The sequence below is a fragment of the Acinetobacter sp. 24-47-66 genome, from assembly GCF_056779755.1.
Genome location: NZ_JBWYIL010000005.1, coordinates 12,581 through 36,527, shown reverse-complemented (window position 1 = coordinate 36,527; position 23,947 = coordinate 12,581). Strand labels below are relative to the sequence as shown.

The 23,947-nt window shown below is 37.8% G+C and carries 20 protein-coding genes; 10 read left to right on the top strand and 10 right to left on the bottom strand.

Annotated features, from left to right (window positions below; all coding sequences use genetic code 11):
* Positions 1-11: 11 nt before the first annotated feature.
* Positions 12-659, bottom strand: a complete 648-nt coding sequence (locus AC1M84_RS06490; protein WP_481594673.1) for an HAD-IB family phosphatase — start codon at positions 657-659, stop codon at positions 12-14.
* Entirely contained in the window at positions 626-1,831 is a 1,206-nt protein-coding gene (locus tag AC1M84_RS06485; RefSeq protein WP_481594672.1) for a DUF1615 domain-containing protein, read from the bottom strand. Before AC1M84_RS06485 ends, AC1M84_RS06490 begins: the two co-directional genes overlap by 34 nt.
* Positions 1,832-2,113: 282 nt before the next feature.
* Between AC1M84_RS06485 and dusB the strand changes: the two genes are divergently transcribed.
* Positions 2,114-3,160 (top strand): tRNA dihydrouridine synthase DusB, encoded by a 1,047-nt coding sequence (gene dusB, locus AC1M84_RS06480; protein ID WP_481594671.1) that lies wholly within the window; start codon positions 2,114-2,116, stop codon positions 3,158-3,160.
* 45 nt (positions 3,161-3,205) lie between these two features.
* Here the strand turns inward: dusB and AC1M84_RS06475 are convergent, their stop codons facing one another.
* The gene (locus AC1M84_RS06475; protein ID WP_481594670.1) at positions 3,206-3,406 is read right to left on the bottom strand and encodes a hypothetical protein; all 201 of its coding nucleotides are present in this window, start codon (positions 3,404-3,406) and stop codon (positions 3,206-3,208) included.
* 73 nt (positions 3,407-3,479) lie between these two features.
* Positions 3,480-4,529, bottom strand: coding sequence for an NAD(P)H-dependent flavin oxidoreductase (locus AC1M84_RS06470; protein WP_481593429.1), 1,050 nt, complete (start codon positions 4,527-4,529; stop codon positions 3,480-3,482).
* A gap of 178 nt (positions 4,530-4,707) precedes the next feature.
* Here AC1M84_RS06470 and AC1M84_RS06465 point away from each other — a divergent pair, with 178 nt between their 5' ends.
* From AC1M84_RS06465 to AC1M84_RS06455, 3 genes are all read left to right on the top strand, one after another.
* Positions 4,708-5,967, top strand: coding sequence for a putative DNA modification/repair radical SAM protein (locus AC1M84_RS06465; protein WP_481594669.1), 1,260 nt, complete (start codon positions 4,708-4,710; stop codon positions 5,965-5,967).
* Positions 5,968-6,747: a TIGR03915 family putative DNA repair protein gene (locus AC1M84_RS06460; RefSeq protein ID WP_481593427.1), complete on the top strand. Its 780-nt coding sequence runs from the start codon at positions 5,968-5,970 to the stop codon at positions 6,745-6,747.
* Positions 6,748-7,281: 534 nt separating this feature from the next.
* Positions 7,282-8,580 carry a dicarboxylate/amino acid:cation symporter gene (locus tag AC1M84_RS06455; RefSeq protein WP_481593426.1) on the top strand — a complete coding sequence of 433 codons (1,299 nt, stop codon included), beginning with the start codon at positions 7,282-7,284 and terminating at the stop codon, positions 8,578-8,580.
* Between the two features lie 257 nt (positions 8,581-8,837).
* Here the strand turns inward: AC1M84_RS06455 and AC1M84_RS06450 are convergent, their stop codons facing one another.
* The 4 genes from AC1M84_RS06450 to ahpF form a co-directional block, all read right to left on the bottom strand.
* Positions 8,838-10,049 (bottom strand): YeeE/YedE family protein, encoded by a 1,212-nt coding sequence (locus tag AC1M84_RS06450; RefSeq protein ID WP_481593425.1) that lies wholly within the window; start codon positions 10,047-10,049, stop codon positions 8,838-8,840.
* 131 nt (positions 10,050-10,180) lie between these two features.
* On the bottom strand, positions 10,181-10,882 hold the full coding sequence (locus AC1M84_RS06445; protein ID WP_035265394.1) for a VIT1/CCC1 transporter family protein: 702 nt from the start codon (positions 10,880-10,882) through the stop codon (positions 10,181-10,183).
* 149 nt (positions 10,883-11,031) lie between these two features.
* The gene (locus tag AC1M84_RS06440) at positions 11,032-11,376 is read right to left on the bottom strand and encodes a hypothetical protein (protein ID WP_035265393.1); all 345 of its coding nucleotides are present in this window, start codon (positions 11,374-11,376) and stop codon (positions 11,032-11,034) included.
* Between the two features lie 174 nt (positions 11,377-11,550).
* Positions 11,551-13,116, bottom strand: coding sequence for an alkyl hydroperoxide reductase subunit F (gene ahpF, locus AC1M84_RS06435; RefSeq protein WP_481594668.1), 1,566 nt, complete (start codon positions 13,114-13,116; stop codon positions 11,551-11,553).
* Positions 13,117-13,352: 236 nt separating this feature from the next.
* On the opposite strand from ahpF, the gene AC1M84_RS06430 reads away from it, so the two are divergent.
* Positions 13,353-13,574 (top strand): DUF1653 domain-containing protein, encoded by a 222-nt coding sequence (locus AC1M84_RS06430; protein WP_481594667.1) that lies wholly within the window; start codon positions 13,353-13,355, stop codon positions 13,572-13,574.
* A 65-nt stretch (positions 13,575-13,639) separates the two neighbouring features.
* The gene (locus AC1M84_RS06425; RefSeq protein WP_481593424.1) at positions 13,640-14,224 is read left to right on the top strand and encodes an O-methyltransferase; all 585 of its coding nucleotides are present in this window, start codon (positions 13,640-13,642) and stop codon (positions 14,222-14,224) included.
* 75 nt (positions 14,225-14,299) lie between these two features.
* Here AC1M84_RS06425 and ahpC read toward each other — a convergent pair whose 3' ends face one another.
* The gene (gene ahpC / locus AC1M84_RS06420) at positions 14,300-14,863 is read right to left on the bottom strand and encodes an alkyl hydroperoxide reductase subunit C (protein ID WP_035270191.1); all 564 of its coding nucleotides are present in this window, start codon (positions 14,861-14,863) and stop codon (positions 14,300-14,302) included.
* Positions 14,864-15,373: 510 nt separating this feature from the next.
* On the opposite strand from ahpC, the gene hrpA reads away from it, so the two are divergent.
* The 4 genes from hrpA (at position 15,374) to AC1M84_RS06400 (ending at position 22,511) form a co-directional block, all read left to right on the top strand.
* Positions 15,374-19,261, top strand: coding sequence for an ATP-dependent RNA helicase HrpA (gene hrpA, locus AC1M84_RS06415; protein ID WP_481594744.1), 3,888 nt, complete (start codon positions 15,374-15,376; stop codon positions 19,259-19,261).
* 47 nt (positions 19,262-19,308) lie between these two features.
* Positions 19,309-20,424: a beta-ketoacyl-ACP synthase III gene (locus tag AC1M84_RS06410; RefSeq protein WP_481590326.1), complete on the top strand. Its 1,116-nt coding sequence runs from the start codon at positions 19,309-19,311 to the stop codon at positions 20,422-20,424.
* Between the two features lie 19 nt (positions 20,425-20,443).
* Entirely contained in the window at positions 20,444-21,214 is a 771-nt protein-coding gene (locus AC1M84_RS06405; protein ID WP_092768833.1) for a lysophospholipid acyltransferase family protein, read from the top strand.
* Positions 21,215-21,683: 469 nt separating this feature from the next.
* Entirely contained in the window at positions 21,684-22,511 is an 828-nt protein-coding gene (locus AC1M84_RS06400; protein ID WP_481589608.1) for an SDR family oxidoreductase, read from the top strand.
* Positions 22,512-22,556: 45 nt separating this feature from the next.
* On the opposite strand, the gene AC1M84_RS06395 is transcribed toward AC1M84_RS06400, so the two are convergent.
* The gene (locus AC1M84_RS06395; RefSeq protein ID WP_180028996.1) at positions 22,557-23,369 is read right to left on the bottom strand and encodes a M48 family metallopeptidase; all 813 of its coding nucleotides are present in this window, start codon (positions 23,367-23,369) and stop codon (positions 22,557-22,559) included.
* Positions 23,370-23,947: the final 578 nt, after the last annotated feature.

Genomic DNA, 23,947 nt, shown 5'->3' with positions numbered 1-23,947 from the left:
TAAAAGCTCGCTTAGGCGAGCTTTTTTTGTGGATCAATATCGGGTAATTGATGAGATGATCCGACCATATAAGGATAATCAGCCATATCCAACATCGCTTGATCCTCATAAGAATTTCCATAAGCATAAATTGATTGAAATTGGTTTACATCATATTGCTTGAGTATGCGCTGTCTTTTTTCTTCACCACTACAATCAGGAGAAGAATAATGACCCGTATAAAATTGATTGAGCACTTCAGTTTCAGTACAAATCAAATCTACATTTAAAATCTGCGAAATAGGTTTTAAATAAATATCAATGGATGCAGAGACAATCGCAATGCGGTCACTACGGAGTTGATGCTTTATCAGTTGTTCATAAATGGGTGAGTTTAAATGTTGTTGTAATGAATAGGCATATTCAAGTGCAATCGAGTCAGCATCAGATTTAGAGAATCCAGCAAACATTGCCTTGAATAGCTTAGGGCGCATTGCATGCGCGGGGTAAATATTTAAAAAATAGGCTTGAATCCAAGGCAGGGTTTTTAGTCCTTGCTTAACAATATGGCGTTTTGATAAAGCATAAAAGATAAAACTAGTAAAACTATCTTTATCACACAGTGTTCCATCAAAATCGAATAAGGCTAGGTTTTGATTCTTTTTGCTTTCTGCATACATGTTTGATATCGACCGTTAACGCGCGTAGCAAACCAATTGGTGTTGTAGTCGCGACTTAGCTTAGGACCTGAAATAACCACTTCAGGCATAATGGCATAAAATTTTTCTTTTCCGATTTTCTTTTCGTAAAGCTCAGTCACAGCTTTATAGGTTTGCGTATCTTCAAACTTTTTCTCTTTTTCTTTCTTTAAATCAGCTCGAATTTGACGAGGTGTAATAAATACATTATTTGCGGCAAATACATTGATAAGTTCTTGTTCAGATTGACTCTTTTCCGCTTTTGGATTGCCATTTTTATTGTACAGTAATAAGTCGCCATCAAGCGTTAACTCCGCTGCTGTTAATTCATTGAGCATGCTTTGGAAAGCGGCGTTACGACTTGAATACATACCTGAATTGTAGTCTGCAAAGCGATAGATGGGTTGATCATAATCTGCTGGATACATCATCAGGCGGTGAATACCATAATAGAGTCCACCATATTGACTATAAAGGTCTGATCTTAGATCTGCGATACTTCCACCTTGGCGCTTATGATCTTTTGCATAGCTAATATGAACTTGCATAGAGCCTAGAGTAGTAATGGGATTTAGTTTTTCACCAATATCTTGACCAACGAGTTTAGCTGCACCAGTGAGTGCACTGACATGGTAGTGTTTTGCCATGTGAGCAAAAATCTCACGATACAATTCATCTACTTCTCGTTCGGTAGACACTTTCCGCATTTGTTTCAGATAGTTGTCTTCAGGGGTTGGCTGATTTTTTAAGACCTCTTGGAAATAGCCCGCAACTGTGCCTCCGATACTATCCCCTAATTTATCTTTAAATTTTTCATCTAAACGATCTTCAATTTCTTTAACTGCTTTGGCACCTAGTCCGGGTACATGGGGATCTGCAACAAAATTAGATTCTTGATCGACTACAGCAATAATGGTACACACATTTTCTTTCGTTTGGGGTATACCGAGTTGCTCGGTTATTTTATAAATATCCTCGGCCCATGAACCACGATTATTGACGCGGCCAGGAATGAGTTTTGAGATTTGTTCTGCATCAATCGTTTTATCTTGTGTATTCCACCATGATGAGTCACCACAAGCACTCATGAATAAACTTAATGTAGCAACACTACAGGCTTTAAAAATTACATTAGAGCGAAAGCTATTTTTCATAAATGCAAAGTATCAGGGATAAAGATTCTAGCGAAGTATACTATTTCATTCACGATTTGTGAGAACTTATATGTATACAAGATGATGGCAGCATGCTTCAAATCAAAATCTAAGTTTTGAGCTTAAGTTCATCCATTAACATTCAAGCAAAATGAGATAAAACATATTTTTAGTTTCAAACGTTATATAATTTAATGCTTGTATCCAATTTCAATCTCTCAATGAGTGCAGATTTAAAAAGTTAAGCATTCTGAAACTGTTTCATCATCATTGGTATTATTCATGTCTCAACATCCTGTGATCCGTGATTTATTTGATCGCGAAAAAACAACTCCTGTTTTTGTAGCACCCATGGCAGGTGTAACGGATCGACCATTTAGAACGTTGTGTAAATATTTTGGTGCAGGACATGCAGTTAGTGAAATGATGACTTCTGACAAAACGCTGCGTATGAGTAAGAAAAGTCTTTACCGTGCCAACTTTGATGGGGAAATTGCTCCAATTTCAGCACAAATAGCAGGATCAGACCCACGGGATTTAGCTGAAGCTGCACGATATCAAGTGTCAAACGGTGCTCAAATCGTTGACATCAATATGGGTTGTCCAGCGAAAAAGGTGTGCAATAAATTAGCAGGTTCTGCACTACTACAGGATGAAGACTTGGTAGCTAGAATTTTAGATGCGGTGGTCGAGGCAGTAGATGTCCCTGTAACACTTAAAACGCGCTTAGGATTTTTAAACGGACATGAAAATATTATGCGTGTGTCGAAGCGCGCAGAACAAGCGGGTATCGCAGCTTTAGCATTGCATGGTCGTACACGGGAAGATATGTATTTAAATACTGCACGTTATGATCTAATTAAAGAAGTGAAGCAAAATATCTCTATTCCAGTCATTGCAAATGGAGATATTGATAGTCCAGAGAAAGCCAAGTATGTATTAGATCATACTGGTGCTGATGCCGTGATGATTGGCCGAGCAGCACAAGGTCGTCCATGGATTTTTAGAGAAATTGCTCATTATTTAAAAACGGGACAGCCACTTGCAGCGCCATCGATTGCTGAAGTAAAAGAAGTTCTATTGGGTCATCTGAATGAGCTATATGAATTTTACGGTGAGTATTCAGGCTGTCGCATTGCACGTAAACATATCGCGTGGTACACCAAAGGTCTCCACTCAAGTAATGAATTTCGTCAGAATATGTACAAAGTAGAAAGTACAGCGGAACAAGCCAAGGTCGTAGCCAATTATTTCGATTTACTTTTGTCAGAAGGGCAAATTATGAGTGATGTTCAAGTGGAATCTGTGGATTCATTAAAATCAGGTTGAGTTTCTATATGTCAGCACTCAACTGAGATAAGTTATTCATACATTCTACTGTTGAGATTCAAGAGGTTGTAAATTTACTTGAGAATCTGATTTTTTCTCTTCAGAAGAAGGTGATTGATCTTGATTTAAATTTTGAGCATCTAGCTGCTCAACATTATGTTGAGTGGACTGATCTTTATCTTGAGCATGTGAATAGGTGTCTATTCCGAATCCAATCGCCACAAGTGCTAATAATACAAAACCCATACTTTTCGCTACATAATTTAACAATTCATTGTAAATTAAAAAACTACAGCTCGATATGGGTTTTATCGATTATTTAAGCATCATATTGATCAATTTCTAATATGATTTGATTGATTAAATCAGGCGCTTCTAAAGCTCTGATTTGATTTACATTACTTCCTGCCCAGAATGCACCGAAGCTTTCATCATTATTGGTTAATGCTGTTGCATTAAGTTGTTTACCTAAATCATATGCATAAGGGTAGGGAGCAACTAACTCACGCTGAGGTAAATCTACGAGAGTTGACCAACTGTTGATTATCCCTCTCGCTGGTCGCCCAGAGATGCTTGAAGTGATTTGAGTTAAAGGCTTGCTTAATAATGCATTACGATAAGCTGCATTAGCAGCTGAACTCTTGCATTGTACAAATGCAGTACCGAGTTGTACGGCCGAAGCTCCGAGATTCATCATATATTTAGCTTGAAATCCATTCATGATTCCACCAGCTGCTACGACAGGTATCTTGCAGGCAGGAACAAGTAATTTTATTAAATCTGCTGTTTTGATTGCACTGTCAAAATGCTCATTAAAAATACCACGGTGTCCTCCCGCTTCAATACCTTGTGCAATGATGATATCAATGCCAGCGTCTTCAATTGCTCTAGCTTCCGCTAAGTTCGTTGCTGATACCATCGTAATAATACCAGCCTCTTTGAGGGCAGATATTTGATGTGCATGAGGTATCCCAAAGTGAAAACTCACCGCCTTAGGTCGAGTTTCTAAGACTAAATCTAAAAAATCATCATTATCTAAAAAACTAGGGTAAATACATTTTAATTCTTTGGGGGGTTCAGTATTAAAGTTATCAAAGTGGGGTTTTAGATAATTTATCCAATTTAGATTCCGTTCAGAATCAAGTTCAGTTGGTTTGTGGCAAAAGAAATTCACCTGAAAGGGTAAATCTGTTAATTTTTGAGTTGCAACTATTTGTTGTCGAGCATTTTGGATACTGGCAGCACCTAAACCAAGAGACCCCAATCCACCTTGATTGGATACTTCAGCTGCCAGTTCTGGTGTGGATACCCCAGCCATTGGCGCTAAAAAAATGGGGTGCTGAATGGATAATTGTTCGAGTAAAGACATAATCAAGCTCCATGATTCAATTTCACTTTGCACAATCATGGTCAGAGAATCAAATTATATTCATTATTTAGTGTGAAAATGCAAAGCGTCAAACTGTGTCGCATGAGTGATCACTGACATTTGGTAGAATAAATAAACAATTATAATATTCGAAATCTCATTGCTTCCCCATACATATATGTTTGATCGTATCCGTGAAAAATTACAGATTTTAGCTGATGCTGCCAAATATGATGTGTCTTGTTCCTCAAGTGGTAGTAACCGCAAGAACAAAGATAAAGGTCTTGGTAATACAGGTTCCGGAATTTGCCATAGTTATACCGAAGATGGTCGCTGTGTTTCATTATTAAAAATTTTATTCTCAAATGTCTGTATTTATGATTGTGCGTATTGTGTCTCTCGCCGTTCAAATGACGTAAAGCGAGCAGCATTTACCGTCCAAGAAGTGGTAGATCTGACCATTAATTTTTATCGTCGAAACTATATAGAAGGGTTATTTTTAAGTTCAGGAATTTTTAAATCCGCGGATTACACCATGGAGAGAATGCTTCAAGTCGTAAAAAAATTAAGACTGGAAGAAAATTTTAATGGGTACATTCATCTCAAAACTATTCCGGGTGCTTCGCAAGAAATTATTCATGAGGCTGGACTGTATGTCGATCGGATGAGCATTAACTTAGAAATGCCGACAGAAGAAGGCTTGGTGAAATTTGCACCTGAAAAGTCGCATGCAGAAGTGCAGAAAGATTTAGGTATTGTGAGAGACCGTTTGATTGAATTGAAAGATGAGAGAAAACTAATCAAGTCGGTTCCTAAATTTGTGCCTGCTGGTCAGACAACACAAATGGTGGTCGGTGCGCATCACGAAACAGATCGTGATGTAATCTTGATGGCTGACAAGCACTATAAAGATTTTAAATTAAAACGGGTGTATTACTCAGGATATATACCTATCAATCCAGAAGAGTCTGCTTTACCTGCTGTAGGTTCTGCACCGCCGTTATTGCGAGAAAATCGCTTATATCAATCAGATTGGTTAATGCGTTTTTATGGATTTGAAGCCAACGAAATTGTGGATGAAGCACATCCCAATTTAGATTTAGAGGTTGATCCTAAATTAGGTTGGGCTTTAAGACATCCAGAGCAGTTTCCGGTGGATATTAATACTGCTGAATATAAAATGATTTTGCGTGTTCCTGGCATTGGTGTGAGGTCTGCTAAGAAAATTGTACAGGCTCGTCGATTTGGAAAAATTCATATCGATCAGTTAAAGCGCTTAGGCGTTGCTTATAATCGTGCTCAACATTTTATTCGATGTGCTGACACACCCAAATTTAAAAGAGAACAACACGCTCATCAGATCCGCCAGCAAATTTTACAAAGCGGACAATCAAAATATGTGAAACAACTGTCACCTCAACTAGGATTTGGGTTTTAAATGGCTGTGTATGTTTTTGATGGTACCATGACTGGGTTGCTGTGCTGTGTTTTTAGAGCTTTTCAATTCAAAGAGTTCGACGTAAAAGTTCAAACTGAAGGAAACGCTCACCAGAATTTATTTGATGAGTCAGTCCGAGTTTACAGTGAAGAAAAGCAAGCTGAACGAGTCTGGCAAGGTTTAAAATCTAAAATTTCTGCTTCAAGTTTGCGTAATTGGTATTTTACTTTTTTGTCTGAGCAGGAAGTGGCATACCAACATCTATTTGATTATTCCATTTATATCTTTAAGCACCGATATGCCGTTGAAAAAAATTTCGGTCATCGTGATGTTTTAGCGCTTGCACAATGGGCTAAACAAGTTGGTCGTGAAAAGCACCGAATGGAGGCATTTGTTCGCTTTAAAAAGTGTAAGGATGGTTTATTTTTATCATTAGTAAGACCAGATTTTAATGTTCTGCCTTTAATCTCTAAGCATTTCAAAGCACGTTATCAAGACCAGCGTTGGTTAATTTATGATGAAAAGCGACGCTACGGAATTTACTATGATTTGAAGCAAGTCCATCAAGTTAATTTGAATGCAGTCGAAATCGATCAAAATATCTATATAGGTTCTAGTCAATCATTCATGATTGAACTCGATGATCAAGAAGAGCTATATGATCAACTTTGGAAGGATTATTTTAAGAGTGTAAATATAGTGGCACGTGATAATCCTAAGTTGCATGTTCAATACGTACCTAAAAGGTATTGGAGATATATGAATGAAAAACAGGTTTAGTATGATTTTTTAAAAATAAGTTGTTGAATTTATTTAATAAAATATAATAAAAACGATTATATATGAGTGTTTTAAATTTATACAGCTAAAATTTTTAATATTTTTTTGTTATATTTATTTAAGGGTTAATTGTGTAAGTTATTGAATTATATATTTATATATATAATTATTAGATTGCATAAAAATTTAATTATACTTTATAGATATATATTGGGTCATAAAATAAAATTTTTTGTATGTTTAATATTCAAAATTAACTTATAAATTTTTAATTTCAATTTTTTTTCTAAAAATATCAAAACTTAATTTTATACGAGTTAATTTTGATAACGATTCATATTTAGCCATCTCAGTTCAATTGGACTTTGTAAATTTTTTTTTCTTAGACTAATAGTTAAGCCCAATTTATTCATTCAAAAAGTGAATATCACTAGAATTTCGACCTTTGAAACTATTTAACGCGCAATTCGTTTTTGAGTGTGAAATTTATTGCATTTAACAATGGATTCACTTTTTGAATTAGAAGGGTCTTCCATGGATATTCACGTTGATGAGCAATCTCAACCACCTAAGAAGCAAAAGTTTTATCAAATTTTATATGTTCAAGTCATCTTTGCAATTATTGCGGGTGTCACACTTGGACATTTTATGCCTGAGTTGGGGGCAAGTTTAAAACCTCTTGGCGATGCTTTTATTAAAATCGTCAAAATGATCATTGCACCCGTTATTTTCTTGACTGTGGTCACGGGTATTGCTGGTATGACGAATATGGGCGCAGTGGGGCGAGTGACGGGTAAAGCAATGGCTTACTTTTTAACTTTCTCTACGCTTGCGCTGATTGTGGGCATGATTGTTGCCAATCTTATTCAGCCGGGTAAAGGTCTTAATATCGATCCTGCTGCTTTAGAAGGTGACAAAGTTTCAACTTATGTTGAAAAAGCTCAGGATGCCTCTATTGTTGACTTCTTCATGAATATCATACCAAAGACTTTAATCAGTCCTTTGGCGGGTGGGGATATTCTTCAGGTTTTATTTGTTGCTGTGCTATTTGGTTTAGCGCTTGCAGCGGTGGGTGAAAAAGGGAAACCAATTACAGATTTCTTAACGACACTGACCGCTCCGGTATTTTACCTTGTTGGTATGTTAATGAAACTAGCTCCAATTGGTGCATTTGGTGCAATGGCGTATACGATTGGTGCTTTCGGTATTTCAAGTATTGGAAATTTACTATTATTAATCGTAACATTCTATATTACTTCACTTTTATTTGTTCTGCTTATTCTGGGAGCAGTTGCACGTTACAATGGATTTTCAATCATTGATCTCATCCGCTATATCAAAGATGAATTATGGTTAGTATTAGGCACGAGTTCTTCTGAAGCTGCACTGCCAACGCTAATGAATAAAATGGAAAAAGCGGGTTGTGAAAAGTCGGTCGTTGGTTTGGTCATTCCAACTGGATATTCATTTAATTTAGATGGTACAAATATCTATATGACGATGGCTGCTCTTTTTATTGCTCAAGCCTGTAATATCGATTTGACCATTTGGGAACAGATCACAATTTTGTTGGTAGCGATGATTAGTTCAAAAGGGGCTGCAGGTGTAACGGGTGCGGGCTTTATTACTCTGGCAGCTACATTATCCGTTGTTCCTGCATTACCTGTTGCAGGGATGGCGCTTATTTTAGGTATCGACCGTTTTATGTCTGAATGCCGCGCATTAACTAACCTTGTTGGGAATGCTTGTGCAGCAATTGTTGTAGCACGTTGGGATAATGCATTAGATAAAGAACAATTAGATGCAACTTTGAAAAAGAAAGCAGAGGCTTGACTTCACTTTTAACATCTTAAGCCCATCTTCGGATGGGTTTTTTATATAGATGATGCAGCATTTAACAAACTCAGAGTAAGCGCATTCAGATTTATTATAAGAACAAACTTTGGTGGCGTAGCTGATTTCAATCGGCTAAAAATTTAATACTCCTTTCTTTTTCTTTCTTATCCTCTTGAATGGTTGTAATTGCACTATAGAAAGATAAAAAAACGCCCAATTGAAATTAGGCGTTCTTAAATATCGATATTTGCTGATTAGCAACCTGTAAGTTTTTCAGGCTGAGGCTTTTCATTCGGGAAAAATAGTGGACGAAGTTTCACACCTATACCATTACCAATAAAAGCGAAAATCAGCCATAACCACCCATGTAGACTGCCTGATGCAATGCCGCTGAAATAAGCACCGATGTTACAACCGTATGCTAATCGAGCGCCATAACCCAACATGATCCCCCCAATGACTGCTGCTAGAATTGAGCGTTTAGGGATATTGAGACTCGGTGCAAATTTTCCAGCGAGACCTGCTGCAAGTAAAGCGCCGAGCATGATGCCAAAATTCATCATAGAGGTGATATCAAACCACAACGAATTTGCTACAGCTTTAGCATTTCCAGGTTGTTGCCAATAGTCCCAAGCTGTTACATCAATTCCGACTAATGTTGCACCTTTCGCTGCCCATACTGCGAGTGCAGATGTGACACCCCATGGGCGACCAGCCAATGCAAGCGTGGCGAAATTAAGCAGGGTGAGAATAATACCACCCCAAATCAAAGGCCATGGTCCCTTTAGGAAACGTTTCCAGCCTTGATGAGCTGCAACAGGTTCTTGTTCAAGCTGACCGTGGCGTTTTTTCTCGAAGTAGACTGTTGCCAATGCGATCAAACCAAATAGCACGAAATTGAGTATTAGCGCTGGAATAACACCAAAGCTTTGTACTACTGAAATAGGGGCTAAATGTGGCAGTGCAAACCACCATTCAATATGTGAAGTAGCGATCAGTGAGCCTAAACAGAAAAAGAATAGAGTGATCAGCATACGTGAGCTACCACCACCGACTGTATAGAGTGTCCCAGATGCGCAACCACCACCCAGTTGCATGCCAATTCCGAAAATAAATGCACCAATCATCACGGACATCGATACGGGATTGACGTTGCCTTTAACGGGTTGACCAAATAACTCACCTGCACCTAAAGCTGGGAAGAAGAGCAGTACTGCCAGTGCGAGCATAATCATTTGTGCACGTAAACCACGACCTTTGCGTTCTTTAATAAAAACGCGCCAGCTCGATGTAAAACCAAATGATGCATGGTAGAGCGTCATACCAAGCGCACCACCAATAAGGAATAACAGGGCTTGATTAATTCCCACAATTTGATAAGCACCAAAGGTGCCTACAATCAATAAAACAATAGCGATCCAGACCGATGACTGTGATCGGTCAGATTGAGCTGCAATAATGGACATGAAGATAAGAAAAGCTGATAAAACACATCAGTATTTTAATTGATTGATTGTGGGTTGATAGTCCTACACTGCATTTATGCATTAAATGCTGCTGAGTAATATTGATTTTATATATTTGTAATTCTTATATGTTAGCCGACATGTACATTAAACAGTGAGCCAATCCAACTTGAAAATGCCATCGCTGCGATTCCCCAAAGCGTAATTCGCAATGCAGATTTTACTTTAGACGTTCCAGCAAAATATCCAGATAAAGCCCCTAGAATAAATAACGCTAAAATGCAAAAAAAGGCAACACTGTATTCTAAATATGCAGGAGGACTGATCAGTATAGCGATCATAGGGCAAGCTGCACCTATTGAAAAGGCGGTGGCAGAAGACCAAGCGGCTTGAAAAGGTTGAGCTGTTGTATTTTCATGGATACCAATTTCATCACGTGCATGTGCAGCTAACGCATCATGCTCGCTCAGTTGTATAGCAACTTGATGAGCAAGTTCGGGTGATAGTCCTCTTTGTATATAAATATGCGTTAATTCTTTCAGTTCTATTTGTGGATTGCGTGCTAACTCACTTGCTTCAAACTTTAGATCAGCTTCTTCAATATCAGACTGAGATTTTACTGAAATATATTCACCAGCTGCCATGGACGTTGCGCCTGCAATCAAACCAGCAATACAAGTGATTAAAAGGGTATGTTGATTCGCGCCACTTGCTGCCATCCCCATGATTAAACTAGTGACTGAAATTATACCGTCGTTGGCACCAAGAACAGCAGCTCTTAACCAACCTGTGCGATGTATATAATGTGGTTCTGTATGGTGCGAATAGCTCATAGGATTTTGTCTTATTATCTGAAAATGTTATTCAAAAATGAGTTGTTATTCATACAGTATAGGCTTGATTCGTATTTTGGGGCTGTATAATTGCTCTGTTAGAGAAAAAATTAAAGCCCCTAAAGAGGCTTTAATTGGTAAAAATCAAATTATTGTTGAGCTTTTTCTTTTACATTCGCTGCACCTTCTTCTACAGCTGCCGCAGCATTAGCAGTTGCTTCTTTAGCCGCTTCTGAAGCGTTGTGCGCAGCGTTTTCAGCATGTGCAGCAGCATTATCTGCAGCTTGTGCTGTCGCATCAGCAGCATTGTCGACTGCAGTTGCAGTTGATTGAGCTGCATCTTCAGTCGCATTTTGAATATCTGCACCTGCTTGTTCAGCAGCATTTTCTAAATGTTCACCAGTTGTCGCGCCAGTTTCAGGAGCTTTATCCTTATTACACCCAACCAAAGCAACTGTAGCAGCAAGACCTAAAGCAACAAGAATCTTATTCATTTTATCTTCCTTTTTTAATTCAATGAGTATCCAAGTAGCATGGATGAGAACAATATAAGCAGATTTTAAATAAAGTTTTATTCAAAAATTGTAAAGATAATATTGGCTTATAAAAGAGCCCCGAGAAAGAGTTTTCTCAGGGCTACACTTTAGTGTGGTATGTTAAGGCTTAAATTACTGTCCAGAACGAATGATGTAATCAAACGCTGACAGTGATGCTTTCGCGCCTTCACCAGTGGCAATGATGATTTGCTTATAAGGTACTGTTGTACAGTCACCCGCAGCAAATACACCTTTTACATTGGTTTCGTTGCGATCGTTAATCACAATCTCACCACGGTTGGTTAATTCAACTTGAGTTTCTTTTAAGAAATCCGTGTTGGGTAACAAACCGATTTGTACGAAGATCCCCGCCAATTCGACAGTGTGTTCTTCATCCGTCGCACGTTCTTTGTATTTCAGTGCAGTGACTTGTTTGCCATCACCAACGACTTCTGTAGACAACGCATTTTTGATGACAGTCGTGTTTGGAAGACTGGTTAACTTGTCTTGAAGGACTTGGTCAGCACGCAGTTTGGTATCAAACTCAACTAAAGTGACATGCTCAACAATACCTGCAAGGTCAATCGCAGCTTCAACACCAGAGTTACCACCACCGATCACAGCCACACGTTTGCCTTTGAACAATGGACCATCACAGTGTGGGCAGTACGCAACACCATGTGTTTTGTATTCTTGCTCACCTGGTACATTCATTTCTCTCCAACGTGCACCTGTAGACAGGATGACCGTTTTCGATTCAAGTTTTGCACCATTCTCTAAAGTCACTTCAACTAAACCGTTGGCAGTTTCATCCGCACCTTTGATGTCAGACACACGTTGTAAGTTCATGATGTCGACACCGTATTCACGAACATGTGCTTCCATTTCAGCTGCAAACTTAGGACCTTGCGTCTTTTGCACTGATGTAAAGTTTTCAATGTCCATCGTATCCATGACCTGACCACCCATGCGTTCAGCAACGATTCCTGTACGGATACCTTTACGAGCCGCATAGATTGCAGATGTGTTACCTGCAGGACCACCACCGATCACAAGCACGTCAAATGCATCTTTGGCATTGAGCTTTTCAGCATCTTTCGCAGCAGAATTAGTATCGAGCTTCGCAACAATCTCTTCCAATGTCATACGACCTTGACCGATATGTTCATTGTCTTGGAACACCATTGGAACTGCCATGATTTTGCGTTCTTCAACTTCGTCTTGGAAGAATGCACCATCAATCATGGTTGCTGTTGTGCCAGGGTTGTAGATTGCGATCAAGTTTAGTGCTTGAACCACATCTGGACAGTTATGACAGCTTAAAGATACGAATACATCAAAGTCAGATTTGATTTCTAATGCTTTGATGGATGCCAATACTTCATCAGATACTTTTGGTGCATAACCAGAAGTTTGTAGCAATGCCAAAATCAAAGAAGTGAACTCATGACCCATTGGTAAACCTGCGAAGAAGACACGCGGTTCTTCACCCGCTTTAGCAATACCAAAGCTCGGCGCACGTTTATTTTGACCATCAAAACGAGCTGTGACTAATGGAGAAAGTGCAGCCACTTCTTCCACGAGTTCTTTGATTTTTGCAGATTTGTCTGAATCATTTAAAGTCGCAACCAATTCGATTGGACCTTCAAGGCGTTCTAAAAGCGTTTTTAATTGAGCTGAAGTATTTTGATCTAACATTGCTAACGTCTCCAAAGGAGTAATAATTCATTCGATACAGGTATACTAAGATAATTGATTGAATAGATAAAACAGTTTGTTTTTATAAATTCAATCGGAAAAATAAATTTTATCAGGATCATTGGTGTAGATGTATGAAAATATTGAGTTAAAACTTGAATTTTCAAGTATAAAAGCAATTTAAATTCAGATATATACATTGAAATTATTGTAATAGATATGAGCGAGGACCAATTATGACCTTAGAAAGAGGTATTTATAAACACTATAAAGGACAACTTTATCAGGTTCTTGATGTAGCGACGCATAGTGAAACTCAAGAAAAGCTTGTGGTCTATCAATGCCTTTATGGAGATTATTCAATATGGGTAAGGCCATTAACGATGTTTACGGAAAGTATTTATCTAGAAGATGATGATCGTGAAATTGAACGTTTTAAATTGATTCAAAAATTATGATGATTGTCATAGTAAAGACTTTATCTTTGATTAGTTTATAGAAATCGATTCAATGAGAATATGTCATGAATGCTGAATTTCTAAGTCAAATGCAAAGTTTATATCAGCAGTTAATTCAACATGATGCATATCAAACTGATCGCGATCTGAGATATCGAAATATAAAACCAGAATCTGCCCATTATATTTCGATGCTTATTAAGATCCAGACCTCTAAACGAATTCTTGAAATAGGAACTTCGACAGGATATTTAACATTATGGATGGCGGAGGCGGTTTCGGAGCATCAGGGTCGAGTGACTACGGTTGATATAAACTCAGAAAGAACAGCACTTGCGACTCAGTACGCCAAACAGTTTAGTTTAGATCACCTTATTGATTTTATCAGCAGTGATGCAATTGATTTATTAATTAATGAAGGCGATGTGTATGACTTAATTATCTTAGATGCGAATCGACATGCATATCCTGATTATTGGCAATATTTAAAAAAGGTACTACATCCTGAACATGGCCTAATACTTGTAGATAAAGTGATTTCCCACGCCGCTGAAATACAAAGTTTTTTAAAGGATGTTAAAGCTGATCCAGATTTTTGCACGATGACGCTGAATATTGGGTGTGGATTATTGATGATTACGCGGAATTGATGGTGATTGAGAATTTGATGGACTGAACACAAAAAAACCACGCAAAGCGTGGTTTTTTTAGTGCTATCTAATAAATTAGATTTTACCAACTAGATCGATTGAAGGAGCAAGAGTTGCATCGCCTTCTTTCCATTTAGCAGGGCAAACTTCGCCTGGGTGAGCGTGAACGTATTGAGCTGCTTTAACTTTACGAAGAAGTTCTTGAGCATCACGACCGATACCGCCAGCGTTGATTTCAACGATTTGGATTTTACCTTCTGGGTCGATTACGAAAGTACCGCGGTCAGCAAGACCAGCAGATTCGATTAGAACTTCGAAGTTTTTAGAAAGAGTCCAAGTTGGATCGCCGATTAATGGGTATTGGATTTTACCAATTACGTCAGAAGTGTCGTGCCAAGCTTTGTGAGTGAAGTGAGTGTCAGTAGAAACACCGTAGATTTCCACGCCTAATTTTTGGAATTCAGCGTAGTTGTCAGCAAGGTCACCAAGTTCAGTTGGGCAAACGAAAGTGAAGTCAGCAGGGTAGAAAAATACTACAGACCATTTGCCTTTAAGATCAGCTTCAGTCACGTCTACAAATTGACCGTTGTGGTAAGCTGTAGCTGCGAATGGTTTAACTTCAGTATTAATTAAGCTCATCATTGTCTCCATGATTGAGGTTAGTCTTTAATTTTCAATTAGAGTATCGAACTTTCGTTCTGTGCTGAAATGGTATTTTTACATTACAAAAATCGGAAAAACCGAATTATGTAAATTGATTGCCATTTAAGTTTGTCATCTGTCTTCCTTGTAACACATCAAAATGATGTATTCGTGACAGGATGAGAAAATTTCACATGCCTACCAACATGAAGACACTGAAGTGAAAATTCAAGGGTAAATATTAAAAAAATCATCATTATTTTGGATTTAGTTTTTCAAAAATATAAAAAGCTACATGAAAATTTCAAAAATTGTATGAATTGTCACATAACACGGCTGACATGTTTCTATTTCAACATAAGATCATTTTAAGCTTTATATTCTCATTTAATCTAAAAAAATAGTCCGATTCAGATTTGGGATAATTTTTGAAAATGAGTAGAATAAAGCGTTTCGTAATTGATATAGGGCTAAAACTTGGCAACGATTGGGTTAAATGTAGAACAAATGGTGATGGCACGAGATCTTCATCGTTTAAATCGACTACGCAAAGGAAAAGATGCCAATGAAAAGCAATATCAAGAACTTTTTGAAAAATCAAATTTAAAAGTACAACAGCGTATTCAACGCATTCCTAATATCAAACTTAATCAAGATTTACCTGTTACCCAATATGCAGACAAATTGATTGAGGCCATTCAAAAACATCAGGTCATTATCGTTGCGGGTGAAACAGGTTCAGGTAAAACAACTCAGCTTCCTCAGATAGCCATGCTTGCGGGGCGTGGTTTAACAGGGTTAATTGGTCATACCCAGCCACGACGATTAGCTGCGCGCAGTGTATCGCAACGTATTGCAGAAGAGGTGGGTGAAAAACTCGGTGAGTCTATTTCATTTAAAGTAAGGTTTAACGAACAGGGTTCACAGGACTCTATCGTTCGTTTAATGACAGATGGTATTTTGCTGGCTGAATTGGCTCATGATCGTTTCTTAACCAAATATGACACCATTATTATTGATGAAGCACATGAGCGCTCGCTCAATATTGACTTCATCATGGGCTATTTAAAACAGCTCTTGCCACGTCGTAAAGATCTTAAAGTCATCATCACATCTGCAACTTTAGACGTTAATCGTTTTTCAAGTTACTTCAATAACGCACCGATCTTTGAGGTTGAAGGTCGTAGTTTTCCTGTAGAAGTGCGTTATCGTCCGATCTCTGAAATGAGTATTATAGGGAGTGATGATGATGAGTTTGATGACTTTGAAGAAAACCTACCGCGCGCAGTAGTATCAGCTGTTGAAGAATGTTTCAAAGATGCACAGGAAAAAGGTCATCCTGAACACGCAGATATTTTGATTTTTGCCAGTACGGAACAAGAGATTCGTGAGCTACAGGAAACTTTAATCAAACATGGACCTCGTCATACAGAAGTTCTACCTTTGTATGCGAGACTAGCGTTATCTGAACAACAAAAGATTTTTAATCCTGCAGGTGGTGGACGGCGTATCATTATTGCCACCAACGTTGCGGAAACTGCATTGACCGTTCCAAACATACGTTACGTCATTGATAGTGGTTTTGCACGTATCTCTCGTTATAACTACCGTTCGCGTGTTCAGCGTTTACCGATTGAAGCGATTTCTCAAGCAGCAGCCAATCAGCGTAAAGGTCGTTGTGGTCGTATTGCACCGGGTGTGTGTATTCGACTGTATTCAGAAGAAGACTTTTTAAGTCGTCCCGAATTTACTGAACCTGAAATCAAACGTACTAATTTGGCATCTGTTATTTTGCAGATGCAGAGTTTAGGTCTTGGAACACTCGAAGATTTTGACTTTATTGAACCGCCTGATCATCGTCTCGTCAATGATGGTCGTAAACTGCTGATTGAACTCGGGGCGATGACGGAAAAGAGTAATCCTTCTCTTGTGGCTAAAACAGCCTCATCTTTAGATAAAGGTGGACTTCAAGGCAAAGGCGATTCTCTTACCAAAATTGGTCAACAAATGGCAAAAATGCCAATTGATCCAAGACTCGCACGTATGATTTTGGGGGGTGCTCATTTTGGGGCGCTCAATGAAGTATTGATTATCGTGGCAGCGTTAGCTGTTCAGGATCCAAGAGAGCGTCCTGCTGATAAACAAATGCAAGCGGATCAGAAGCATGCCTTGTTTCGTGAAGCCGACTCTGACTTTCTGTTCTATCTCAAATTATGGGATGCGTTGGTTGCAAATCGGGAGATGAGTGAAAATAAGCGTCGCACATTTGCACGTAATCATTTCTTGAGTTGGTTACGCTTGAGAGAATGGAAAAAAACACATGAGCAACTGGTTGATCTTGCTCAAGGCTTAAAGCTTTCTTTTAATGAAAAGAAAACCAGTTACGAAAATCTTCACAGAGCTTTACTCACGGGACTATTGTCATTCATTGCAAATAAAACAGATGAACGCAATGTATTCATGGCAGTGCGTCAACAAAAGGCACGTATATTTCCTGCATCGACCTTACACAAAACCAATACACCATGGGTCATGGCATTTGAGATGGTAGAAACCTCGCAGGTGTATTTACGAACACTGGCAAAAATTGAGCCTGAGTGGATTTTGCTAGCCGCACGTGATTTAGTCAAACATCATTACTTTGAACCGCATTGGTCGAAAAAAGCAGGTGTGGTTAACGCATATGATCAAATTTCACTGTTTGGTTTGATTATTGAGCCTAAGCGTCAAATCAATTATGAAAAGGTGGATCAAACTGCGGCGCATGAAATTTTCCTTCGCGATGCTTTAACGACGGGTCATCTGGGGATTACGCCGCCATTTTTAAAACATAACTTACTTAAACTAGAAGAGGTTGAGCGAGTTGAAGACAAATTGCGACGTCGTGATTTGGTTGTAGACGAAGAGACGATTTATCAGTTTTATGCAGCAAAAGTGCCTGAAGATGTTGCGAGTCGGCGCAGTTTTGAAGATTGGCGTGCGACTGTTGAGCCTCAAAATCCACGTTATTTGTTCATCGATGACGATGCTTTATGGCTTAACGATCGTCCAACCACCCAACAGTTCCCTGATTACTTACGTAATGGGGATCTTCGTTTAGCAGCAAGTTATCGATTTGATCCAAGTCATGATGAAGATGGTGCGACGGTCAAGATTCCACTACAGGCCCTGCCACAAGTAGATGAAAACTTATGGTCATGGGGCATTCCAGGTTGGCGTCTTGATTTGATTGAAGCACTATTAAAAGCTCTTCCAAAAGATAAGCGTCGTGGCTTGGTACCTATACCAGATACTGCGCGTAAACTGATGTCCAAAATAGATGCGCAAGATTTACAAAAGCATATTTTTAGTTTTTTAGCTTTTCAATTGAGAGGCGAACAGATCACTGATAAAGATTTTAATGTAGATCGAATTGAACAATATCTTTTACCGCTCATAAAAGTCATCGATGAAAAAGGGCGAGTGATTGAGCAAGGTCGCGATTTATCAGAATTAAAAGCACGCTGTCGTACTGAAACGCATAGTCCAGTCAAGCAGTTAAAAGGTGAGTATCAAACTTTCCCTGAGCATTTTGTGTTTGAAGCATCGCAAAAAGTCACAGGTGTCGTCGTCAAACAATATCAAGCACTTGTACCATGCAAGGAATTTTCTAAGCTTGAGCAAAAGGATGAGTCAGGTGTTGTCATTCAAACGTTTAATGATCAGCACGAAGCAATACGCCATCATCGTGCTGGTATTATTCGCCTGATTCATATGCAGCTAGGTGATTTGATTCGACAGCTTAAAAAACAAATTTCTAAACCACTCGCATTAGCCTATTCCCCTTTGGGTGATAAAGCTCAGTTAGAACAAATGTTAGTTTACGCAACATTGCAAATGGCTTTAGAGAAAGAGCCTGTAGATGCGCAAGATTTCCAAATAATTCTGCAGGCTGTCAAGCAGTCTTTCCTAACGCATGGTCAAAAGGTCTTGGCTGCCTTTAATGACATTTATGTACAATGGCAACAAATTCGACGCGAGTTGATGATGATTGATGCCAATGTATTTGGTAAAAATATCGATGATATTGAAGATCAACTTGATCTAATGAGTTTAGCGGATTTTGCTTATAGTAAATCTGTAGACGTGTGGATTGAATTTCCACGCTATCTTAAAGCTTTATTGATCAGGATTGATCGTTTGCCTCATAATCTAAAACGAGATGATGATGCGATTGCTCAAGTCGATCCTTGGATGGATAAATTATTTAAATATAAAAATGATCAGAAATTGAAAGAGTTATATTTTATGGTTGAAGAGCTGAGAATCTCATTATTCTCTCAACCGATGAAAACCAAGATGCCAATTTCGCCAAACCGTATTCAAAAAGTATGGGAACGTCTCGGAATCAGTTAATATAGCTTTAATTTGAAATATTGAGTTACTCAAAAAAGGAGTTTTGCATGGGCATTCGTATTACAGGCACTGGCTTATTCCATCCTGAACATGTCATCACCAATGAAGAATTGGTTGAAAGTTTAAATGCTTATGTAGAAAAGTTTAATCAAGAGAATGCTGAAAAAATTGCTGCGGGTGAAATCGAAGCACGCCGTGGTTCAAGTGCAGAATTTATTGAGAAGGCTTCAGGTGTTAAAGCACGCTATGTTGTAGAGAAGGAAGGCGTATTAGATCCTAATCGTTTACGTCCAAACTTAGCAGAACGATCAGATGATGAAATTTCACTTCAAGCTGAGTGGGGTGTGATCGCTTCAAAACAAGCAATGGAAAATGCCGGTGTAACTGCTGAAGACATTGATGTTGTAATATTGGCTTGTTCAAATATGCAACGTGCATATCCTGCGGTTGCTATTGAAATTCAAACTGCATTAGGCATTCAAGGTTATGCTTATGACATGAATGTTGCTTGTTCTGCTGCAACATTTGGCTTAAAACAAGCTTATGATGCGATTAAGTCTGGTGCTCGTCGTGTGCTCTTGGTCAATGTGGAGATCACATCAGGTCATACAGATTATCGTTCACGTGATTGTCATTTCATTTTTGGTGATGTGGCGACAGCTTCAATTATCGAAGATACAGATTCTAAAACTGGATTCGAAATTTTAGATACGCAATTGTTTACGCAATTCTCTAATAACATTCGTAATAATTTTGGCTTCTTGAATCCAAGTGAAACAACCAACGCGGATGATAAACGCTTCCGTCAAGATGGTCGTAAAGTGTTTAAAGAAGTATGCCCATTGGTTGCGAAAATGATTACAAAGCAACTTGAGAAAAACCAAATCGAACCGACGAATGTTAAACGTTTCTGGTTACATCAAGCCAATGCCAGCATGAACGAGTTAATCTTAAAGCTCGTGGTGGGTAAAGCTGTTGCTGAAGCAGATCCAGACTTAGTTCCAATCATTTTAGACGAGTTTGCAAACACTTCTTCAGCTGGGGTCATCATTGCGTTACACCGAACTGCAGATCAAGTGAATGATGGTGAATACGGTGTATTATGTTCATTTGGTGCGGGTTATTCTGTTGGTTCGATACTGGTTCAGAAGCGAGTAGCTTAATTAGATAAAGAGATGTTCAATGGAAAATAAAGCGTTGCAAATCCAACACCATTCTAAAATGATCCGATATGGTAGTTTGTTGCAACGTTTTTATTTTAAACCGACCTTTCTTGGTGTTGAACATCTCAATGCTGATCGACCTGCCATGTATGTGGGTAATCATACAATTTATGGCGTATTTGATACGCCAATTTTGATTGATTATCTATATACAGAGCACAAAATTAAAATTGTGAGTTTAGGTGATCACATTCATTTCAAAATACCGTATTGGAAAGATATGGTTCATAAAATGGGTGCAATTGAGGGTCTAAGAGAATACGCCAGAGATGCAATGCAACAAGGATACTCTATCCTAGTGTTTCCAGGTGGTGGGCGTGAGGTAGTAAAGCGCAAAGGGGAAGAATATCAACTCATATGGAAAGAGCGCTACGGATTCTTAAAGTTAGCTCAAGAATTTGACTACGACATTGCACCTTTTGTAGCTGTAGGTGGTGATGAAGTATTCGATTTGGCACTTGATGCCAATTATTTGCTTGAAAAAAAGTGGTTTAAAAAGCTTTTAGCTGTTCCTAAAATTGGAAAATTACTCCGTCAAGGTGATGTCTTGCCTTCAATTCCCAAAAATATTATTCCTAAAAGAGTCCCATTCTATTTCAAATTTTTACCACGACAATCAATCTCAAATATCAAAACAGAACAGGATTTGATTGAATTCAGAGATCAATTGCAGCAAACGATTTACGAAAATATTGCATCAACGCAGTTGATACGAGATAGACAAGATTAAATCCTAGAAAATTATACTTGTTAATCTAATTATATTGTTGATTATAAAAATATTTTTAAAATAATATAAAAAAAATAAATTAGTGCTTTCTATTTTATATCAATTAGGTATATTATTTTAATGTAAATATTCAGTTTACTAAGCCCAAAGATTGTACTCCTCCTTGGGCTTTTTTTTATCTCAGAATAATAATAGTCGTATGAGCGCGATTTTCACTTTTTTAAATTCACACAAAATAAGATTGAAAATCAAAGTTGATTTTTTGGCACAAAATGCAACTATAGTTGGTTTTTGAAAAATTAATAAAAACAGAATGTTATTTATATTTTTTAGCATGCTATCAAAATAATTCTATTTTTGTAATTGCAAAATGTATGCTTCTACGACTTAGAGGTTCATAAAGAAATTTTGCATAAGTGGTTTTTTTTTGTACATTGAAAACTCAAAAACAAAATAATACAGAGGGATTATGTCACTACAAGGAAAAACACTGTTCATTACAGGTGCAAGCAGAGGTATCGGTCGTGAGATTGCACTTAAAGCTGCAAAAGATGGTGCAAATATTGTGGTTGCTGCAAAAACGAGCACTGAACATTCGAAACTCAGTGGTACGATTCATTCTGTTGCAAAAGAAATAGAAGCAGCTGGTGGGAGAGCATTAGCGATCCAACTTGATGTACGAGATCAAGATGCTGTCGCAGCCGCAATGAAACAGGCTGCTGAACATTTTGGTGGGATAGATGTCCTCATTAATAATGCTGGTGCGATTAATTTGAGTGGGGTTGAAACGCTTGATCCAAATCGTTTTGATCTCATGTATCAAGTTAATACTCGCGCCGTTATGGTCTGTAGTCAAGCTGCCTTGCCTTATTTAAAACAAAGTCAAAATCCACATATTCTTAGTCTCTCTCCACCTTTAAATTTAAAAGAATCGTGGTTTGCGGTTCATTCTCCTTACACCATCAGTAAATATGGCATGAGTATGTTGACCATGGGAATGAATCAAGAATTCGAACGTTATGGGATAAGTGTTAATGCCTTGTGGCCTAGAACCATTATTGCAACTGCAGCGATAGAATTTTCTCTCGGTGGACGTGAGTTATTTAGCAAGGCTCGGACACCGGCAATCATGGCTGATGCAGCGTATGCAATCTTGACGAGTGAGAAACGTTCGATCACGGGTCGTATGATGATCGATGAAGAGATATTAAGAGAGAAAGGTGAAACTGATTTCGAAAAATATCGAGTTGAGCCATCAGATGAGGAATTGATGGTCGATTTATTTGTTGATCCATAAATGAGAAAGCCCAACATAGCGTTGGGCTTTATTATTTATACTAAATTATCGTAATGCAGTAAGGTTGACATCCTTTTGATACATCTCGATCTGCATGACTTGTTCAGTTAAGAATGCTTTACGTTGGTCATTGCTCGGATGACTTGCAAACAAAGTTGATTGATCTTTATTCATTTTACGTTTGTTGAGATTTGCTTCGAATTTATCCCAAAATGAGAGTGCTGCATTGTGATTGTAGCCCGCTCTCACCATCAAATCTAAACCAATCAAATCAGCTTCTTCTTCTAGATGACGGCGATGAGACATATTGGTTTGATTGCCTGATAAACCACTTGCAAGCCCGATGGCAGCCCCAGTTCCCATGGTTGCACCCATTAGACCCAAATTCATTGCTGCGAAACGAGAAGCCTTTTCACGACTATGATTACGGATAATGTGTGCCATTTCATGCGCAATTAGGGTGGCTAACTCGTCATCAGATAAGTTTTCAAACATATATACAGCCGAATTAACTACAATTTGCCCACTTTGAAAGGATTGGGCATTCGGTTTGCTGCTGAGCACACCGTTAATTCGCCATTGAATTGGTTGACGACCTTCACGTAAATATTGATTAGCATGTGGGATTAAACGTGCCAAAATTTGATTTAATCGTGGATCTTCAAGATATAAAGACTTAGTTTTCGCTTTCTTTTCAAATTTATTATAGCTACGGTTTGAAATTTTATTCCAAGCTGATTCCGGAATAATCATGAGTTGTTTGCGTTCGGAAGCTACAGTGCCTAATGATGTGGTTGAAACACAGCCAGTCGAGATTAATGCAATTGAACTTATAATACCAAACGCGAAGGATTTCATAATTACACCTTAATGATGGGATATTATTTGAGATCTAGCTTGATTTTTAATAGCTAGATTTCGTGTTCAATTATTGTTCAATATTTAGATTAATTAAACAAACATTATTTTAATTATTAATTTGAACGAATTAATAACATGGTGTTTATAATGAGATTTGAGTCACAATAATATTTTTTTTATTTGTTATTTTGTTATTTAGATAAATTATTTTATTTATATATATTTTGTATTTTATTATATTTTTTTTATATTATTTGTGATTGGATTAATATTTATTAAAATTAATAGTATATATAAATCAGTATTTTATGTTTTATTATTGTTTTATTTAAATATTTAAGTGTGATTCTGTTTTTGAATTTAATTTAATATGAGAATAAATTCTCACTATTTTAGTTGAATATTGATAAATAACTCATAACGAAATATTTTGGAATTTTATTCAAAGTTATTAAAAATTAATTCTTATATTGTGAAGTTTTTCTTACATGTTGATTTGGTGTATTTTGTGATTTAATTCACACATACTATCGTTGGGTATTTTAATTAAATTTGGGTGGGCTAATTATATGATT

Bases quoted from the DNA above. Each gene is read 5' to 3' on its own strand.
- AC1M84_RS06470 (WP_481593429.1), bottom strand. From the start codon at position 4,529: ATGTCTTTACTCGAACAATTATCCATTCAGCACCCCATTTTTTTAGCG.
- AC1M84_RS06490 (WP_481594673.1), bottom strand. From the start codon at position 659: ATGTATGCAGAAAGCAAAAAGAATCAAAACCTAGCCTTATTCGATTTT.
- AC1M84_RS06395 (WP_180028996.1), bottom strand. From the start codon at position 23,369: ATGAAATCCTTCGCGTTTGGTATTATAAGTTCAATTGCATTAATCTCG.
- AC1M84_RS06430 (WP_481594667.1), top strand. From the start codon at position 13,353: ATGACCTTAGAAAGAGGTATTTATAAACACTATAAAGGACAACTTTAT.
- AC1M84_RS06485 (WP_481594672.1), bottom strand. From the start codon at position 1,831: ATGAAAAATAGCTTTCGCTCTAATGTAATTTTTAAAGCCTGTAGTGTT.
- AC1M84_RS06455 (WP_481593426.1), top strand. From the start codon at position 7,282: ATGGATATTCACGTTGATGAGCAATCTCAACCACCTAAGAAGCAAAAG.
- AC1M84_RS06475 (WP_481594670.1), bottom strand. From the start codon at position 3,406: ATGGGTTTTGTATTATTAGCACTTGTGGCGATTGGATTCGGAATAGAC.
- AC1M84_RS06410 (WP_481590326.1), top strand. From the start codon at position 19,309: ATGGGCATTCGTATTACAGGCACTGGCTTATTCCATCCTGAACATGTC.
- dusB (WP_481594671.1), top strand. From the start codon at position 2,114: ATGTCTCAACATCCTGTGATCCGTGATTTATTTGATCGCGAAAAAACA.
- AC1M84_RS06405 (WP_092768833.1), top strand. From the start codon at position 20,444: ATGGAAAATAAAGCGTTGCAAATCCAACACCATTCTAAAATGATCCGA.
- AC1M84_RS06425 (WP_481593424.1), top strand. From the start codon at position 13,640: ATGAATGCTGAATTTCTAAGTCAAATGCAAAGTTTATATCAGCAGTTA.
- AC1M84_RS06445 (WP_035265394.1), bottom strand. From the start codon at position 10,882: ATGAGCTATTCGCACCATACAGAACCACATTATATACATCGCACAGGT.
- AC1M84_RS06400 (WP_481589608.1), top strand. From the start codon at position 21,684: ATGTCACTACAAGGAAAAACACTGTTCATTACAGGTGCAAGCAGAGGT.
- AC1M84_RS06465 (WP_481594669.1), top strand. From the start codon at position 4,708: ATGTTTGATCGTATCCGTGAAAAATTACAGATTTTAGCTGATGCTGCC.
- AC1M84_RS06440 (WP_035265393.1), bottom strand. From the start codon at position 11,376: ATGAATAAGATTCTTGTTGCTTTAGGTCTTGCTGCTACAGTTGCTTTG.
- hrpA (WP_481594744.1), top strand. From the start codon at position 15,374: ATGGTGATGGCACGAGATCTTCATCGTTTAAATCGACTACGCAAAGGA.
- AC1M84_RS06460 (WP_481593427.1), top strand. From the start codon at position 5,968: ATGGCTGTGTATGTTTTTGATGGTACCATGACTGGGTTGCTGTGCTGT.
- AC1M84_RS06450 (WP_481593425.1), bottom strand. From the start codon at position 10,049: ATGTCCATTATTGCAGCTCAATCTGACCGATCACAGTCATCGGTCTGG.
- ahpF (WP_481594668.1), bottom strand. From the start codon at position 13,116: ATGTTAGATCAAAATACTTCAGCTCAATTAAAAACGCTTTTAGAACGC.
- ahpC (WP_035270191.1), bottom strand. From the start codon at position 14,863: ATGAGCTTAATTAATACTGAAGTTAAACCATTCGCAGCTACAGCTTAC.